The 16,712-nt window shown below is 73.9% G+C and carries 13 protein-coding genes; all 13 read right to left on the minus strand.

The features are described 5' to 3' along the window. Positions 1–286 precede the first annotated feature (286 nt). Positions 287–874 (minus strand): GNAT family N-acetyltransferase, encoded by a 588-nt coding sequence (locus LQ222_RS24475; protein ID WP_230169494.1) that lies wholly within the window; start codon positions 872–874, stop codon positions 287–289. Positions 875–897: 23 nt separating this feature from the next. After that, on the minus strand, positions 898–2,271 hold the full coding sequence (locus LQ222_RS24480) for an aldehyde dehydrogenase family protein (RefSeq protein WP_230169495.1): 1,374 nt from the start codon (positions 2,269–2,271) through the stop codon (positions 898–900). 40 nt (positions 2,272–2,311) lie between these two features. Beyond that, on the minus strand, positions 2,312–3,601 hold the full coding sequence (locus tag LQ222_RS24485) for an FAD-dependent oxidoreductase (protein ID WP_230169496.1): 1,290 nt from the start codon (positions 3,599–3,601) through the stop codon (positions 2,312–2,314). Beyond that, complete coding sequence (locus LQ222_RS24490) at positions 3,598–5,241, minus strand: squalene/phytoene synthase family protein (protein WP_230169497.1); 1,644 nt, start codon at positions 5,239–5,241, stop codon at positions 3,598–3,600. Before LQ222_RS24490 ends, LQ222_RS24485 begins: the two co-directional genes overlap by 4 nt. Beyond that, positions 5,238–6,341, minus strand: a complete 1,104-nt coding sequence (locus LQ222_RS24495) for a glycosyltransferase family 2 protein (RefSeq protein WP_230169498.1) — start codon at positions 6,339–6,341, stop codon at positions 5,238–5,240. The genes LQ222_RS24490 and LQ222_RS24495 overlap by 4 nt, the downstream gene beginning before the upstream one ends. Then, positions 6,338–7,120: a lysophospholipid acyltransferase family protein gene (locus LQ222_RS24500; RefSeq protein WP_230169499.1), complete on the minus strand. Its 783-nt coding sequence runs from the start codon at positions 7,118–7,120 to the stop codon at positions 6,338–6,340. Before LQ222_RS24500 ends, LQ222_RS24495 begins: the two co-directional genes overlap by 4 nt. Positions 7,121–7,152: 32 nt before the next feature. Further along, positions 7,153–8,733, minus strand: coding sequence for an NAD(P)/FAD-dependent oxidoreductase (locus LQ222_RS24505; RefSeq protein WP_230169500.1), 1,581 nt, complete (start codon positions 8,731–8,733; stop codon positions 7,153–7,155). A 16-nt stretch (positions 8,734–8,749) separates the two neighbouring features. Then, positions 8,750–10,321, minus strand: a complete 1,572-nt coding sequence (gene crtI, locus LQ222_RS24510) for a phytoene desaturase family protein (protein WP_230169501.1) — start codon at positions 10,319–10,321, stop codon at positions 8,750–8,752. Between the two features lie 70 nt (positions 10,322–10,391). Continuing rightward, positions 10,392–12,002 carry an acyl-CoA dehydrogenase gene (locus tag LQ222_RS24515; RefSeq protein WP_230169502.1) on the minus strand — a complete coding sequence of 537 codons (1,611 nt, stop codon included), beginning with the start codon at positions 12,000–12,002 and terminating at the stop codon, positions 10,392–10,394. Then, positions 11,999–13,162: an FAD-dependent oxidoreductase gene (locus tag LQ222_RS24520; RefSeq protein WP_230169503.1), complete on the minus strand. Its 1,164-nt coding sequence runs from the start codon at positions 13,160–13,162 to the stop codon at positions 11,999–12,001. The genes LQ222_RS24515 and LQ222_RS24520 overlap by 4 nt, the downstream gene beginning before the upstream one ends. 9 nt (positions 13,163–13,171) lie before the next feature. Continuing rightward, positions 13,172–14,029 (minus strand): aldose epimerase, encoded by an 858-nt coding sequence (locus tag LQ222_RS24525; protein WP_230169504.1) that lies wholly within the window; start codon positions 14,027–14,029, stop codon positions 13,172–13,174. A 147-nt stretch (positions 14,030–14,176) separates the two neighbouring features. Further along, positions 14,177–14,920: a sulfite exporter TauE/SafE family protein gene (locus LQ222_RS24530; protein ID WP_230169505.1), complete on the minus strand. Its 744-nt coding sequence runs from the start codon at positions 14,918–14,920 to the stop codon at positions 14,177–14,179. A gap of 181 nt (positions 14,921–15,101) precedes the next feature. Next, the coding region (locus LQ222_RS24535) for a hypothetical protein (protein WP_308071659.1) at positions 15,102–16,712 on the minus strand (1,611 nt) is incomplete at its 5' end.

Here is a 16,712-nt window from a genome sequence, read left to right on the forward strand (position 1 = left end):
TCAGCAACCCAACCCTAGCCAGGGATCACCGCGATGGCCGCCTGGGGCGCTCCGCTTCGCTCAGCCACAGGCTTCGCTTCGCGCCCCAGGCTCTGGATGTCCTACACCACCACTGGGGACGCGACCCAGGCGCCTGCCCGGCCATCATCCGCAGCCAAGGCTTTCGCATCGACCAGGTGGCGGGTCCGGACATCGCGACGTCGCCGTCGAAGCGCAGCGGCGCGACGCGGAGAATGAAACGGATCGCCGGCCCGACCTTGCCCGCGCATGGCGCGGCCGCGACGGATCAGTCGCGCAGCGCGCCAGCCGTGGCGCGCGCGCCCATCGCCGTGGCGCGGTCGATCTCGAACCACAGGCAGGGTTCGTCCCGGCCCCGCGCGGGGCACCAGATGCGCCCAGGGCCGAGCGGCGCCATGCCCAGCAGCCGCGCCACCGCCAGCGAGGCCGTGTTGTCGGCCTGCACCGCCGCGCGCACCCGCGCGATGTCCATGCTGCGGAAGGCTTCCAGCAGCGCGGCGGGCGCGGCTTCCCGCATGATGCCCTGGCCCTGGAAGCCATCGCCGAGCCAATAGGTGATCAGCGCCGTCGACCCATCCCCCGGCGCGCGGGAGACGCTGATCCAGCCGGCCACCGTGCCGTCCGACCGGCGTTCGATGACCAGCGGCAGGGACCGCCGTTCGGCGGCCGCCATGCGCACGCCGGCAATGCGGTCGGCTGCCATCAGCGGCGTATAGGGCACCGGCCAGGAGGCCAGGCGCAGGCTGATCGCCTCGTTCATCAGGCCGGCCAGGGCCGCGGCGTCGCGCGGTTCGGCGCAGCGCAGGCGCAGGCGTGGCGTCTCCACGGCGGGAAGGGCGGGCGCGTCCACAACCATGCCGTTAGCATAACCTGGAATGATTAACGCAACAGCCGTTTCGTGATGCGATCCGCCAGCGATCCGTGTGGCGGGTCAAACATTCGCGCGAGCGAAAACCGCCCATGCCGCACCCGCGCGCGCAGGTTTGACACCGCGCGGAAGCCTTCCTCGCCATGCGTGCGCCCGTGGCCGGAGGCCCCGACGCCGCCGAAGGCCAGGTCGGTGAAGCCCACATGCTCCACGCAGCGCCCCTGCACGATGGCGCCGGAGCGCGTGCCCGCCGCGACCGCCGCCTCCTCCGCCGCCGTCGCGCCGAACAGGTAGATCGCGAGCGCCGGCGGCCGCGCGGCGATCCAGGCGATGGCATCGTCGAGCGTGGCGCAGGGGCGCAGCGGCAGGATCGGGCCGAACACCTCCTCGGTCATCAGCGGCGCGTCGTCCGGCGCGGTGGCCAGCGCGATGGCGCGCCGGCGGCCTGGCGCATCGGCGCCGAGCGGCACCAGCACCGCGCCGGCCGCCAGCCGATCGAGCCGCGCCGCCTGCGCGTCGTCCAGCACGGCGGTCTCCGGCAGGGCGATGCCGACCGCGCGGCAGGCGGCGGTGAAGGCATCGACGCCGTGGCCGACCAGCAGCACCGTGTCGGGCGCCACGCAGGTCTGACCGGCATTCAGCGCCTTACCCACCAGGATGGCGCGCGCCGCCGGCACCAGGTCGGCGCCGGGCAGCACGATCGCGGCGCATTTGCCGCCAAGTTCCAGCGTGACCGGCGTGAGGTTCGCCGCCGCCGCCAGCGCCACCCGCCGACCGGTCGCGGTGCCGCCGGTGAACACCAGGTGGTCCCAGGGTTGCGCCGCGAAATCGGCGGCGACCGCGGCATCCCCGGCGACGCAACGCGCCATGTCGGGGCCTAGCGCGGCCGCCAGCGCCTCGGCGATCAGCACCGCGCAGCGCGGCGCGTGCTCGGACGGCTTCACCACGATCCGATTGCCCGCGGCGATGGCATCGACCGCCGGCGCCAGCGCCAGCTGCACCGGATAGTTCCACGGTGCCATGATGCCGACCACGCCCTTGGGCACCGGTTCCAGCACCGCGCGCGCCGGCCAGAAGGGATAGGGCACGCCGGCGCGCCGCGGCCTGGCCCAGCGGCGCAGCTTGCGGCGCGCATGCACGGCGGCATCCGCCACCAGCAGCACGTCGGCCAGCAGCGTCTCGATGCGCGACCGTGCGCCGAAATCGGCGGCGGCCGCGGTGGCGAAGTCCTCCGCGCGACGCTTCAGCTCGGCGGCGAGCCGCGCCAGCAGGTCGCGCCGGCGCGCGAGGTCGGGGGCGCCGTCGCGCGCCTCGGCCGCGCGCAGTGCGGCGAGGGCCTCGGCCGGCGCGGTGATGCCGACCGGCGATTGTGCGGCGAGGCTCAAGGCGATGCACCCCATGCCGCCGGCAATGCGCCGTGGCGGATCACGCGCTTGCCGCGCGCAGCTTCGCCGCACGCGGCGACGTCCGCCCCAGCCGCGCCGCGATCGCCTTCGCCGCGGCCTCGCCGGACCGCGCCGCCGCGTCGATCGTCGCGGGCAGCCCCGACCAGGTCCAGTCCCCCGCGAGCGCGAGGTTGCGCATCACCATCCGCGGCGCGACCGGCGCGATGCCCACCCCATGGCGCGGCGTCGCGCGGCGCTCCTTCACGGCGCGGCAGGGCGGCGGCGCCTCGGGCCAGGCGCCGGGCAGGCCGAAGGCGGCGGCCGCCTGGCGGATCTCGGCCCAGGCGCGGGGGGCCAGCACGGCCATGTCCGCCTCGGTTTCGGCATCCGCCGCGCTGACGGTCACACTGACGCCCGCAGGGCGCACCAGCACCCATTGCGTGAGCCCGCCGACCACGCCCAGGAACCGCACCGGCCCCTCGCCCTGCCGCGCGAAATGCAGGTTGAGGATCGGCGCATGGCGTTCCGGGACCCGCAAACCGGGAATGAGCCGCGCCGCCTCCCAGGGCGGCAGGGCGAGGATCACGGCGTCGGCGGCATCGAGCGCGACGGTGTGCTCGGCCAGGTGCAGGGCGCTGGCGCGGCCTTCGGCGCTGGTCAGCGCGCGCAGCCGGCTGCCGAAGCGGATCGTCGCGCCCGCCGCGCGCAGCGCCGCCAGCGCGGGGTCGACCAGGTCCGGCCCCAGTCCGGTCCGCGCCACCAGCAGGCGCGACGCCTCGGCGGATCCCAGCCGGCGCAGCACCTGGCCCAGCCGCGCCGAGGAGGCCTCCGCCACCGGCGTGTTCAGCGCCGCGACGGTCAGCGGTTCGACGAAGCCACGCAGCAGCACCGGGTGCTTCGCCAGCGCCATGCCCACCGGCCGGTCGGTGATGCCGAGCGCCATGCGGGCCAGCGCCAGGAAGGCGCCCGCGGTCATGCCGGGCGGTCGCCGCGCAGGGTCGCGCCAGGCCAGCGGCGCCGCGGCGATGCGCCGCGCGTTGCCATCCGCCAGGTCCAGCATGGGCAGCCCGTCGGGCTCCGGCTCCACCCAGCCCGCGCGCGCGCCGATGGCATCCAGGAAGCGCAGCGCCGCATGGTTCGCGCCCATCAGCGCATGGGTGCCGTTGTCGGTGCCGTCGGGCAGAGCGCGGCAGCGGCCGCCGGCGGCCGGGGTGGCCTCGTGCAGCGTGACCGCGTGGCCGGCACGCGCGACCGCCAGCGCAGCGACCAGCCCGGCGACCCCCGCACCCACCACATGCACCTGCGCCGCGGCGTTCGCCTGCGCGGTCATCGCGCGGCCACCGGCGCCAGGCGCAGCGCAAAGGCCGCCATGCGCGCCTTCTCGCCCGGCGTCAGGCGCGGCCGCGCGCGGGGAAGACCGAAGCCGCGCGCGACAAGGCGGTCGAAGATGCGGCGATAGCCCCACATCATGATGCGGGCCGGCAGCAGCGCCGGCGTGTCGAAGCCGCGCAGCTCGGCCTCGGCGCGCGCGAAGCCGGCCTCGGCCTGCGCCGCGAGCTCGCGCGCCGCCGCCGCCACGCCGGGCTGCGCCATCATCGCGGGCGCGTCGGCGTCGGGCACGCCATGCGCGGCCAGCAGGTCGCGCGGGATATAGACGCGGTCGCGCGCCGCATCCTCGTCGATGTCGCGCAGGATATTCACCAGCTGCAGCGTGCGGCCCAGCGCCAGGCCGAAGCCCGCCGCCTGCGGCGCGCCGAAGATGCGCACCGCCATGGCGCCGACGCTGCCGGCGACGCGCCGGCAATACAGGTCGAGCGCGGCGGCATCGCCGATGCGCAGGCGCGGCGCGGCATCGGTCTGCATGCCGGCGATCATCGCCTCGCATTCCGCGACCGGCAGCGCGTAGCGGTCGCGCGCGCGCGCCAGCTCGCGCGACAGCGCGCAATCGGGCCGCGCCAGCTTCGCCTGCCAATCGTCCAGGAAGCGCCGCTTCTCGGCCTCCGGCATCGCGCCATCGGCGATGTCATCCACCGCGCGGCAGAAGGCATAGACTGCCCAGAGCGCGCGCCGCCGGTCGCCGCGCAGCGCCGACATGCCCTTGGCGAAGGACGACCCCGCGGCGGCGACGCGCGCGCGCACCAGCGCGGCGTCGGACGGCCCGTGGAACGGGCTGGCGGCGAAGGCGCGCGCGAAATCCGCCTTGCCCAGCGCGATGCGCCCCGGCACCGGATCCCCCGCCCGCAGCCGCGCCAGCAGCCGCCGTGCCAGCGCGATGGTGACACGCGCCTGCATCGCGAGGCGCATCGACCCGATCATGCGCGGCAGGCCGGCCGCGGCGTCGAGCCGTTCCTCCACCCGGTCCAGCGCGGCATCGAGCACGGCGCGCCGCGCGGTGGCCTTGGCGGGATCGAAGAAGGCGGCCTCGCCGCCGGCCAGCGCCATCCAGCTTTCCGGCAGGTAGATGCGGTCCAGCGCATCGCGGTCCGGCACCAGGTCCTGCAGGTGGTTCAGGATCTGCAGCGCGGTGCTCAGCGCATCCGACGCCGCCGCGGCCTCCGGCGCATCGACGCCATGCAGCCGCAGCAGCATCCGCCCGACCGGATTGGCCGATGCCGCGCAATAGGCTTCCAGCGCCGCCCAATCCGCATAGCGCCGCTGCGTCGCATCCTGGCGGAAGGCGGCCAGCATGGCGCGCGCTTCCGCGGTGCCGCTGCCCGCGGCGTGCAGCAGCCGCGCGGCGGGCTCGGTGGTGGCGGCGTCGTCGAGCGCGCGCTCAAGCTGGTCGAGCCGGGCCAGCTTGTCCGCCGGCGGCAGGGCTGCGCTGTCGGCGATGTCGTCCGCCGTGCGCACGAAGCGGTAGAAGCCCATGACCTTCGGGCGCAGGGCCCGCGCCATCAGCAGCGAGGCGACGGGGAAGTTCTCCTCGCTTGCATCGCGCGTTGCCGGGCCGATGGCGGCGGACCCGGTCACGGCGCCTCGGGCGCGGCGTAGGCGCGGCCCTTCCAGCCTTCCTTGCGCCCCATCAGGACGCGCACCAGGGCGGTCCATTGGATGGCCAGCGCCACCACCACCGCCGCCGGGTGCAGCGGGATCGTCCAGGCCGGCTCCCCGGTGCGCAGCGTGATCGCGATGCGCAGCGCAAAGGTCAGCGCCAGCGCGACCACCGCCTGCCATGCCGGCAACAGGAAGAAGGGCCACAGATGCGCCCCCGCCAGCACCACGGTCCAGACCGGCAGGCCGATCGGCGTCGCCATGCCTTCGCGCGCATTCTTCAGGAAGCCGCCCCAGGCCTCGTTGAAGCCGCGATACATGCGGCAGCGCGCGATGCCGCTGCCCTGCACGATCTCGGTCCGGTGGCCGCGCTGTCGCAGCAGCCGTGTCAGCGTCAGGCCGTCATGCAGCGTGGCGCGCACCGCGCCATGGCCGCCCACTGCCTCGTAGGCGCGGCGTTCGAACAGCATCATTTGCCCGCAGCCGGCGGCCAGGCCCGGATGGCGCGTGAAGGCGCGCCCGCCGCCGGGCAGGTAGCCGATCAGCAGCAGGTTGATCATCGGCACCGTCACGCCTTCGCCCCAGGTCAGGATGCGCTGGCGCGGCACGCCGCTGACCAGCGCCAGGCGGTGGCGCGTGGCGTGGCCCGCCAGCATCGCGGCGGCCATCGGCTCAAGCCGCACATCGGCATCGATGAACAGGAAATGCGACCCGCGCGCCGCGGCGGCCAGCGCCATGCACGCATGCATCTTGCCCGACCATCCCTCCGGCAGCGGCGGCGCGGCCAGCAGCCGCACGCGGCCGTCGCGCGCGGCGAAGCGCCGCACGATCTCGGCGGTGCCGTCGGTCGATCCGTCGTCCATGACGATGACCTCGACCCGCGCCTCCAGCTGGCGCAGCGCGTGGTCGAGGCAGTCGGCGATGTTCGCCGCCTCATTGCGCGCGGGGATCAGGATCGAGACCAGCGCATCCGCCGGCGCGCGCCCCGCGGGGCCGCGCACCAGGGCCAGGTTGATCGCGCCGACCACCGCCGGGAAGACGGCCAGTACCAGCGCGATCCAGGCATAGTCCTCGATCACGGCGTGCGCTCCGGCTGATGGTCGTGTCGCGGGTCGAAGCGCCGCCCGCGCAGCAGCGCACCGAAGCGCCGCCAGGCCTGGTAGACACCGCCCATGCCTTCCTGGCCCTGCACCAGCGTCTCGAACCGCGCGGGGTCGCGGGCGATGGCGTCCTGCGCCAGGCGGTCGCAGGTGGCTTCCAGCGCGGCGGCAAGGCGGGCGGCGCGCGCATCATGGTCCAGCCCCAGCAGCTCGGCGGCGGGGATCGGCGGGCCGAAGCCGGCCAGCATCTCGGCCTTGCGCTCGCCCCAGAACGGATAGTCGAGCGCCAGCGGCACGAACACCGCGCCCGGGGCCATCTCCGGCAGGCGCGTCATGCCCGGCGCGATCGGGATCGGCCTTTCGCGCGCATCGGCGAAGCGCCCCGGCGCATTGATCCAGAGCATGTGCGCCGGATCCTTCAGGACATGCTCGGCCGTGCGCAGGAAGGCGACCGACCCGCGCGCCGTGCCGGTCTCGATCCCGAACACGCCGAGCCGCCGCATGAAGGCGTATTTGTCGAGCGCCCAGGCCGCCATCGGCGTGAACAGCTTGCGCCCCGGCAGCAGCCGGCGCGACAGCAGCATGAACGCGACGCCATCCCACCAGGACGGGTGATTGGCCAGGATCACCGCCGGCGCGCCCTGCGGCAGATCGGGCACGCCCCAGCGCGCCACGCGCACCGCGCGCATGTGCCGGCGCGTGAATCGGGTGAAGGCGAAGTCGAAGAAAGCCAGGTGGCGCTCCGAGCGGAGCGCCACGGGGTCAGGCCGCTGCGGTACGGCCCGGCCGGTCATTCGGCGGCGAGCAGCGCGTCCCTGAGGCCCGCGCGTTCCGCCGCCTCGGACATCCCGCGCCCGCCGGCGTCGCGGTCCATCGCGTCCGCCGCGATCCAGCCCGACATCATCACCATCGGCATGCCCGGGCCGGGATGCGCCGCGCCGCCGCACAGATACAGCCCCTTGATCGCCTTCGACCGGTTGGACGGCTTGAAGGCCCCCAGGAACGCACCGTGCGAGGCCAGCCCGTAGATCGCGCCGTCCAGCACCTTGTAGCGTTCGTGGATGTCCTGCGGCGTCAGGGCACGCTCCACCACGATGCGGCTCTCGATATCCTCGAGCCCCGCAGTGCGCTTCAGCTTGTCGAGGATGGTCTGCCGATAGGGCGCGAACATCTTCGACCAGTCCTGCCCGGGACGCAGGTGCGGGGTGTGCACCAGCACATACAGGGCTTCGCCACCCTCGGGCGCGGTGGTGGGGTCGGTGCCGGCCGTCGCGGCCAGGTAGGCGGTCGGATCCGGTGCGGGAACGCCCTTCTTGTAGATCGCGTCGAACTCCTCCTCCGCATCGCGGGAGAAGACGAAGCAGTGATGCGCCAGGTGGTCGTACCGCTTGTTCAGGCCGAGGTAGAGCACCACGCCCGAGCACGCCGGCTCGAACCCCTTCTTCTCGATCTTGCGGGCGGCGTCGCCCTTCACGAGCTCGGTATAGGTCCGCACCGCATCCATGTTCGAGATCAGCGCGTCGCAGGCGATGCGTTCGCCATTCGCCGTCACGCTGCGCACCGCGCCGTTCTCGATCTCGATCGCCGTGACCTCGGAATCGGTGCGCAAATCAGCGCCGAGGTCGGTGGCCAGCTTCGCCAACCCCTCCGCCACCGCGCGCGTGCCGCCCTCAGGGTACCACACGCCCTCGCTCGCCTGCATGTCGCCGATGCCGCACAGCACCGCCGGCGCGAGGTAGGGGTTCGACCCGACATACTGCGTGAAGTGGTCGAGCATCTGCGCCAGGCGTTCATCCGGCACATTGCCGCGGATCACCTTCGCGACCGTGCGGCCCATGCGCAGCGCCAGCACGTCGCGCAGCACCTCGGCGTTGAAACTCGTGCTGAAGTCCAGCGTGTCGCCAATCCCCTCGACCGGCTTCCAGAAGAAGAACTTCTCGCTGACCTCGTGCAGGTGGCGCGAGATGTCCTGGAACTTCCGATAGCCCTGGCCGTTGCCCTTGCCCGGCGCGAAGCGGTCCATCGCCTGCGCCATGGTGTCGACATTCGCCATCAGGTCGATGCGGCTGTTGTCGTCGAAGAAGCAGCGCCATTGCGGGTCGAGCCGGATCAGCGGCAGCTCGGTCGCCTGGTCGCGCCCGGCCTCGGCGAAGATGCGCCGCAGCACCCGCGGCACGGTCAGGATGGTCGGGCCCATGTCGAAGCGGAAGCGGCCGGGACCATTCGGGTTGTCCAGGTGCAGCACGGCCGCCTTGCCGCCCAGCCACGGGTTGCGCTCCAGCAGCGTGACCTGGTGCCCGCGCGCCTGCGCCACCGCGGCCGCGGCAAGGCCACCCAGCCCACTGCCGATGACGACGACCTTCGAACCCATTGCCCTATCCTCCCGGTCAGTCGCCGAGCGCAGGCTGCGCGGCGCCGACCCTGTCATTCGCCGCGGCACTCGGCCGCATGCCCAGGTCGTCCATCAGCAGTTTCGCGCTGATGCGGGCACCCTCGTAGATCACCGGCAGCCCGCTGCCCGGATGCGTGCCGCCGCCAACGAGGTAGACGCCCTCCGCCTTGCCGAAGCGATTGCGCGGACGGAAATGCATCATCTGCCGCACATTGTGCGCCAGGTTGAAGGTGGCGCCATAGCCGACCGCGTACTGGTCCTGCCAGTCCTGCGGCGTCACGATGCGTTCGTAGCGGATGCGCGATTCCAGGTCGTGCAGGCCGAGCGCCTTCAGCCGGTCCAGCGCAAGCCGCCGATACCGCTGCGCCTCGGCCGCCCAGTCCTGCCCGCCATGCAGGTTCGGCACCGGCACCAGAACGTACAACGTGGAATGCCCCGGCGGCGCCAGCGACGGGTCGGTGCCCGAGGCCGACTGCACGTAGAGCGACGGGTTCTCCGGGATCACCCCGCCCTCGATCTGCTGCAGGTTGCGTTCGTAATCCTCGGCCAGCAGCACCGAGTGATGCGCGAGGTCGAGCGGCCCCTCGATGCCCAGGTAGAGCATGAAGGTCGAACAGGAATACCGCGCCTTCGCGATCTTCTGGTCGGGCCATTGCGGGCGCAGCGCCTCGGGCATCAGGCCGGGGATGGCGTGGGCGAAATCGGCGTTCACCACGACCGCGTCGGCGGCGTGGCGCTTGCCGCCGGCCTCGACGCCGGCCGCGCGGTTGCCCTCGAAGGCCAGGCGATCGACCGGCGTGTCGAAGTGGAATTCCACGCCAAGCCGCTCGGCCACGCGGGCCATCGCCTCGCTGACGGCGCCGCAGCCGCCGCGCGGGTGGAAGATGCCGTGCTCGTATTCCAGGAAGGACAGGATCGAGAACATCGACGGGCAGCGGAACGGGCTCATGCCCAGGTATTTCGACTGGAAGGTGAAGGCGAGGCGCGTCCGCGGGTCGCTGAAATGCCGCTTGAGGTCGGTATCCAGCGACGACCACGGGCGCAGGTAGCGCAGCCCCTTCATCACCTCCGGCGCCAGATAGGTCATCAGCCCGTGGAAGGGGCGTTCCAGCACCGGGCGGAAGGCGTTCAGCTTGACCCGGTTGTCGGTCATGAAGGACCGCAGGCCCTTGGCATCCGCAGGGTTCAGCTTGGCGATCTCGGCTTCCATCCGCGCCATGTCGGGCGAGGCATCGAGCGTGACCGGGTTCGACCCCTCGAACACCAGGCGATATTGCGGGTCGAGGCGGATGAGATCGACCTCGCGGTCGAAATCCGCCCCACAACCGGCGAAGATCTCGCGCAGCACGCGCGGGTACAGGAAGAAGGTCGGCCCGATATCGAACCGGTAGCCGCCCGGCGCGGTGACGGTGCGCGTGCGCCCGCCCACCACGCCGTCGCGTTCGAATACGCTCACGCGCGCGCCCGCGGCGGCGAGGATCATGGCGGCGGCCAGCCCGCCTGGACCGGCGCCGATGATGGCGACACGCGGGCGGGAACGGTGATTGGCGGGGGGTGAGGCGTTCATCCGGGCATTTCGTCGTAGTTACGCGACACCCCAGATTGCCCTGGATGTCGTGGGTGCAAGGTCCGACCCGTCATGCCGCCAGGGCCCCGGCGATCTCGGCCACCCGGCCGCCGGCGCGCGGCAGCAGCCGCCGCAGGTAGAACTCCGCGACCAGACCATAGGCGTCGGAGTCTTCGGCCGCGGCGCGCGCCAGCATCCAGCCGCCCAGCACCCAGCCGGCGGCCTCCAGATACGCCACCGCGACCGACTGCGCGGCATCGGCGTCGCGCCCCTGGGCGTCCAGCACGGCGGCGGTGGCCTGCTCCAGCGTCTCGGCGGCGCCGCGCAGGCGCGCGTCGGGAACCCGCTTCACCTCCGCCAGCAAGGCGCGCATCGCCGCCCCGCCATCCTTCGCGACCTTGCGGACCAGGAGGTCGATCGCCTGGATGCCGTTGGTGCCTTCGTAGATCGGCGCGATGCGCGCATCGCGCAGCACCTGCGCCGCGCCGGCATCCTCGACGAAGCCCATGCCGCCATGCACCTGGATGCCGGTGGACGCCGTCTCGACCCCGCGATCGGTGCACCAGGCCTTGAGGATCGGCGTGAGCAGCGCGAGGCGTTCCAGCGCCGCCGCATCGCCGGTCAGCGCGTGGCGGTCGACCGCCAGCGCGGTCTCGAGCGCCAGCAGCCGGCCTGCAAGCGTGATGGCGCGCATCTCCATCAGCATCCGCGCGACATCCGGGTGCCGGGCGATCGGCCGCCCGCCCTGCACGCGCTGCTCCGCATAGGCCTCGGCCAGGCGCAGCGCGGCCGCGCCATGCGCCACCCCCTGCGTGCCGACACCGAGCCGCGCATTGTTCATCATGGCGAACATCGCCGGCAGGCCGCGATGCGGTTCGCCGACCAGCTCCGCCTCGGCGCCCTCGAACAGCATGACGCAGGTGGGGCTGGCGTGGATGCCCATCTTGCGCTCGATCCCCGCCGCGCGCAGCGCGTTGCGCGCGCCGGCTTCCGTCACCTTGGTGCAGGCGAACAGGGAAATCCCCTTCGACCCCGGCGGCGCATCCGGCAGCCGCGCCAGCACCAGGTAGACGATGTTCTCCGAGCAATCCTGCTCGCCCCAGGTGATGAAGATCTTCTCGCCATGCAGCGCGTAGCGGCCCTCGCCCAGCGGCTCGGCGCGGCAGCGCAGCACGCCCAGGTCGCTGCCCGCGCCCGGTTCGGTCAGGCACATGGCCCCTGTCCATTCGCCCGACACCATCTTCGGCAGCAGCCGCGCCGCCTGGTCGGGCGTCGCGTGATGCACCAGGCAGTCGATCGCGCCCGCGGTCAGCAGCGGCCCCAGCATGAACGACGTATCCGCCGCCATGCCGAGCTCGGTCATCGCGATCCACAGCGCCGCCGGCAGGCCCTGGCCGCCATGCTCCACCGGCGCCGAGAGCGACTGCCACCCGCCCTCGACCCATTTCGCATAGGTCTCGCGGTAGGGCGTGGTCACGACGCCGTTCGCATAGACCGCGCCGGCGCGGTCGGCGGCCTGCGCGCCGGGCAGCAGCATCTCGGTGCAGAAGCGGTCGGCCTCGGTGACGATCTGCGCGATGTCGGCGGCGGACAACGGCGCGCCGGCGGCCGCGGTCAGGGCCGGCAGGCCGACCACGCGGTTCAGGCCGAAGATCAGGTCGGCGGCGGCCGTCGAGGTCATGCGGCAAGGCTCTCCAACGCGGCCAGCAGGCCGGGGGCGGGGCGGGATTCGCCGGCGGCCCAGGCGGGCAGCCCCGACAGCACGGCGGGATCGGCGAGAGCGGCGGCAACCGCCAGCCCCAGCACCGGCGCGAACTTGAAGCCGTGGCCGGTGAAGCCCGACATCACCAGGCAGCGCGGCGCGATCGGCTCGACCACGAAGCGTTCGCGGTCCTCGACATCGTAGTAGCAGGCGCGCGCGCCGATCACCCGGTACCCCGCCATGTCGCGCAGCCGCGGGCGGGCGAAGGCCAGGATCTCCTCGGCCTCGGCCGGCGTGGCGTCGCGGCTGTCGGCCTCGGGGTCGCCGGTGCGCGAAAAGCGATGGTCGCCGATCTTGAGCGGCGTGCCCGCGACCGGCGGCACCGCGTAGAAGCCGCCATCCTCGGCCAGGTCCAGCAGCATGGGCGCGCGGCTCCAGGCCTCGCGGTGCTGCGCGGGGGGCTCCAGCAGCACCAGGATCTGGCGCGACGCCACCACGCGCGGCGCCAGCGCCCCGGGCAGCAGCCGCGGCGCCCACGGGCCGGCGGCGACCACCAGCTGGTCGGCGCTGCGCTCGCCGCCATCGGCCAGGCGCAGCGAGGCGCGCGCGGCATCGACCGCGACGGCGCGGGCGCGTTCGAACACCACGCCGCGCGCCGCCAGATGCCGTGCCAGGGCCGCCACGATGCGCTCCGCCAGCAGCACGCCGCCGGCGTCCATGTGGAAGGCGGCGCCGATGCCGGCCTCGGTGAAGATCGGGAAGCGGGCGGCGACCTCGGCGGCAGTCAGGTCGGTGAAGGCCAGCCCATCGGCGGCCAGCGTGGCGCGGCTTTCGCCCAGCCAGCCGGATGCGCTGCCCGAGACCGCCAGCACGCCGGTCGGGATGTGTAGCACCTCGTTGATGTCGCGCCAGACCTGGTCCCAGGCGGCGTAGGCGGGGTCGACCATCCGCATGTAGCCGGCCTGCGCGCCATAGGCATGGCGGATCAGCCGGTGGTGATCGACCGATGCCCCGCGCGGATTCGGCACTGCATCCTGTTCCACCACGCGCACCGCGAAGCCGCGCCGCGCCAGCCCCCACGCGACGGAGAGCCCCATGATGCCGGCGCCGAGCACCAGAGCGGAGGGAGTGGAAGCCATGCCGCCATCCTATGCCCCGGCCGGAGGCAGGTGTGAACCGTTTGCTGACAGCGTGATGCGTCCAGCCAGGTTTTCGCCGGGCGCCAGCACCCGCATCGCCCCCTGCGCCGCGAAGCCCGGCCGGTTCGCCACGTCGGGCACATGCGAGGACGGCTCGACGCACAGCACCGCCCTGTCGCGCGGCGCATAGACCTGGAGGTTGGTCCCCAGCGCGCCCGTCGCGGCGATGCCCAGCGAGAGCCCCGGCCAGTCGATCCGCGCCGCCCCGTCCCAGCCGCCGAAATGCGTGTCGAGGCCGAGGAAGGCGGCCTCGTCGCCGTCGAGCCCGGCGGTCGTTTCGGTAGCGACGGGCAGGCAGCGCGAGTCATGGGTGAAGCGCGTCGCGGCGCCGAAGGCCAGCCGCGTGCCAGCCGGGCGGACGAACCACGGGTGCCAGCCGGCGCCGAAGGCCAGCGGGGCCTCGCCGGTATTGGTCAGCGTCAGCTCCAGACTGAAGCCTCCGGCGCCCGCCTGGTGCAGCAACCGCACGCCGTAGCGATAGGGCCCGGCCGCCACCGCCTGGACCAGCAGGACGCGGTCGGGCGCGGCCTCGGCCACCTGCCAGGGGCGGTCGCGCGACAGGCCATGGATGGCCGTGCCCTCGGCGGCGCGGTTGATCGGCAGGCGGTGGTCGCCCAGCCGCCCGCCATCGAGCCGGTTCGCCCAGGGGATCATCCAGAAGGCGCCGAACGGCCCGCCCAGCCGCGCGCCCTCGGGCGCCGGCACCAGGATCTCGCGCCCCTGGAAGCGCAAGGCCGTGATGCCGCCGCCATCCTCAGGCACCAGCCATGCCTGCCACCCGTGCCCCTCCAGCGCGATCGGTCCCATGGGGCCATTCCAGCCCGGCCGTGCGGCATTGCCCAGCCGGAAACGCGCCGGCGCCGGCGTGGCGCCGCCCGTGGCGCCCCTGGCGCGGGCAACGTCGCGACGGAACGGGGCCCGGGCGGCGCCTGACGACGTCCGCGGTTCGCGGGGTTACCCCTGACCGAATGCGCGCAGCGCCAGCCAGGCCCCCAGCACGCCCAGCGCCACCTGCACCACCTTGCGGAATGCCGCCTCGTCGAGCCGTGCGCGCAGACGCCGGCCCGCTTCCATCCCCGCGAAGGCCGGCACCACCCCCACCATCGAGGCCAGCCCGAGCCCCACCGGCAGCAGCCCGCCCCCGGCCAGGGCCGCCGCCAGCGCCCCATTCACCAGCACCACGCCAAGCCCGAAGCCCTGCACGAACTGCTCCCGCGGCAGCCGGATCGCCTGCAGCCAGGGCGCCGCCGGCACCAGGAAGCTGCCGGTCAGCCCGGCAATGACGCCCGAGACCGCCCCCATCGGCGGCCCCAGCCAGCGTTCCGTGGCGGGTGAAGGCGCGGGCAGCGTCGGCGCCGCCAGCGCCAGCGTCGAGGACGCCACCAGGATCACCCCCAGCGCGCCCGACAACAGCACGGCATCGGTGCGCGCGATCTGCCCGGCCGCGGCGAAGGTGGCGACCGCCGCGCAGGCGAGGAACACCCCGATGCGCGGCGCGACCGCCCGCAACTGCCCGCCGGCCAGCGCCTGCCAGACATTGGTCGCGAGCGAGGGCACCAGCATCAGCGCCATCGCCTCCGGCAGTGGCCTGACCAGCGCCAGCAGCGCGATCGACACGGTGGGCAGGCCGAAGCCGGCGATGCCCTTCACCATGCCGGCGACCAGGAAGACAGGAAGGATCAGGAGGAGATCGGCCATGGCGCGATGCTGGTACGATTTCGCGTGGCTGTGTTGTGGCCGGCGCCGAAGCATCGCCCGGCCGCGGCGGCGCAGTGGCCTCCGCAGCACGCGGCGGCCCGGGCTGGGTCATGCGCCCCGCCGACCCGCCAAGCGCCCGTCGCGACCGATGCCGTCAGCGCCGCCATCCCTTCCGCTGCCGTCAGCGCCGCGCCGCGCCATCCGGCGTGGGCCGATCGGGCCGCCGCCCGGCGCGGCCGCCGCCGACCCACCAGCGCGCATCGTGATCGTCCGCCGTGCCGCCCTCGTTCGGCCGCGCGGGACGCAGGGCCGCCATCCGCAGGCGCACGCGCTCCGCATCCGTCAGCGCCCCGGCGTAGCGCGGCGCCAGCACCAGCAGCGCCGCCAGCGGCAGCAGCCAGATGATGCGCGCGCCATAGCGATCGACCGGCGCCGAGAGTGCGCCCGTCGCGAAGGCATTCACCGCCACCGCCAGCAGCAGCCCGGCCGCCAGCGCCGCGCGCGTGCGGTCGCCGAGCCACAGCGCCAGCGCCAGCCCGCCCACCAGCAGCAGCAGGCTGCCCAGCAGCGCCGGCCGATGCGCTGCCAAATAGGGCGCGGCGCGTGCCGGCAAGGCGCCGCGCATCTGCGCGCCGGCATCGAAGGCCGCCAGTTCGCCGGGCGGCAGCACCGCGACCGCGCGCCGGGCGGAGGCCGCCAGGTGCTGGTTCGACAGCGTGTCGCCCACGGCGAACAGCCCGGCCTGCGCCACGGTGTTGCGCGCCATGGCGGCGGCCACCTCGCCAGGGCGTTCGCGCAGCGTCCGCATGACGATCTCGGACGCCTCCGGCGCCAGGCGCATCGCGCCCATCGGGATCGGCGTGCCGTTCGGGCGGCGGTTGGGCGGGCCGTCGGCGTTCCAGAGGAAATGGTCGCTGTCCATCGGCAGGCGCGTGGCGAAGCCGCACAGGTGCCAGCCGGCGCGCGGGCAGGCGAAGCGGATGGTCGCGGCGGCCGGGCCATCCGCCTGCAGCCGCGCCAGCAGGAACACCGCGCCATGCGGCGACAGGCTGGGCTTGCCGAAGGCCCAGGCATTGGCGGCGACCAGCCCAGCCGTGGCGATCACCACCGGCAAGGCGGCGCGCAGCGGCGGCATCACGCGCCGCGTCGCCAGCGCGACAAAGACCACCAGCGCCAGCGCGGTCGGCAGGTGCGACAGGTGGACCGCCACCGCGAAGGCGCCGAGCAACGCCAGCCAGGCCGCTTCCACGCGCGACAGCCTGTCGCGCACCAGGCCCAGCAGCAGCAGGCAGATCGGCGCGACGCCGGCGAAGACATCGGGCATCAGGGTCGATGCGAACCACGGCAGCGAGGTCATCCCCGCCATGGCGGCGCACAGCAGCAGATGGGCGCCCGGCGTGATGCCGCCCCGCGCCGCGCGCTGCGCCAGCCACAGCAGGTGCGACACCACCAGCGCCTGCCCCGCCAGCGCCGGCCACAACGACCAGCCCCAGTGGAAGGCGTGCAGGAAGGGCCCATAGGCCGGCGACTTGTCCCACGGCCATTCGGGAAACAGCGTCTGGCCGAGGTAGGAGACGCTGTCGATGAACACGAGCGGATAGCCGTTCAGGACCGCCGGCCAGGCCAGCATCGCGGCGCCGAGCAGGATCGCGGCGAGCGCCAGGGCGCGGCGCAGCGGGGTGTCGACCCGGCGCGCCGCGGGTGTCGCCGCGCCGCTGCCGGCCGGGGCGCCTGTGCCGGTGTCAGGTACCGCCGGGGCCTGCGCCGCGGCCGCGCGCGCGCGCGCCTCCGC

This window comes from Roseomonas sp. CECT 9278 (assembly GCF_918698155.1).
Lineage (GTDB): Bacteria > Pseudomonadota > Alphaproteobacteria > Acetobacterales > Acetobacteraceae > Neoroseomonas.

Excerpts from the sequence above, each read along its gene's own strand:
- LQ222_RS24475 (WP_230169494.1), bottom strand. The coding sequence starts at position 874 with ATGGTTGTGGACGCGCCCGCCCTTCCCGCCGTGGAGACGCCACGCCTG.
- LQ222_RS24485 (WP_230169496.1), bottom strand. The coding sequence starts at position 3,601 with ATGACCGCGCAGGCGAACGCCGCGGCGCAGGTGCATGTGGTGGGTGCG.
- LQ222_RS24505 (WP_230169500.1), bottom strand. The coding sequence starts at position 8,733 with ATGGGTTCGAAGGTCGTCGTCATCGGCAGTGGGCTGGGTGGCCTTGCC.
- crtI (WP_230169501.1), bottom strand. The coding sequence starts at position 10,321 with ATGAACGCCTCACCCCCCGCCAATCACCGTTCCCGCCCGCGTGTCGCC.
- LQ222_RS24515 (WP_230169502.1), bottom strand. The coding sequence starts at position 12,002 with ATGACCTCGACGGCCGCCGCCGACCTGATCTTCGGCCTGAACCGCGTG.
- LQ222_RS24520 (WP_230169503.1), bottom strand. The coding sequence starts at position 13,162 with ATGGCTTCCACTCCCTCCGCTCTGGTGCTCGGCGCCGGCATCATGGGG.
- LQ222_RS24525 (WP_230169504.1), bottom strand. The coding sequence starts at position 14,029 with ATGGGACCGATCGCGCTGGAGGGGCACGGGTGGCAGGCATGGCTGGTG.
- LQ222_RS24530 (WP_230169505.1), bottom strand. The coding sequence starts at position 14,920 with ATGGCCGATCTCCTCCTGATCCTTCCTGTCTTCCTGGTCGCCGGCATG.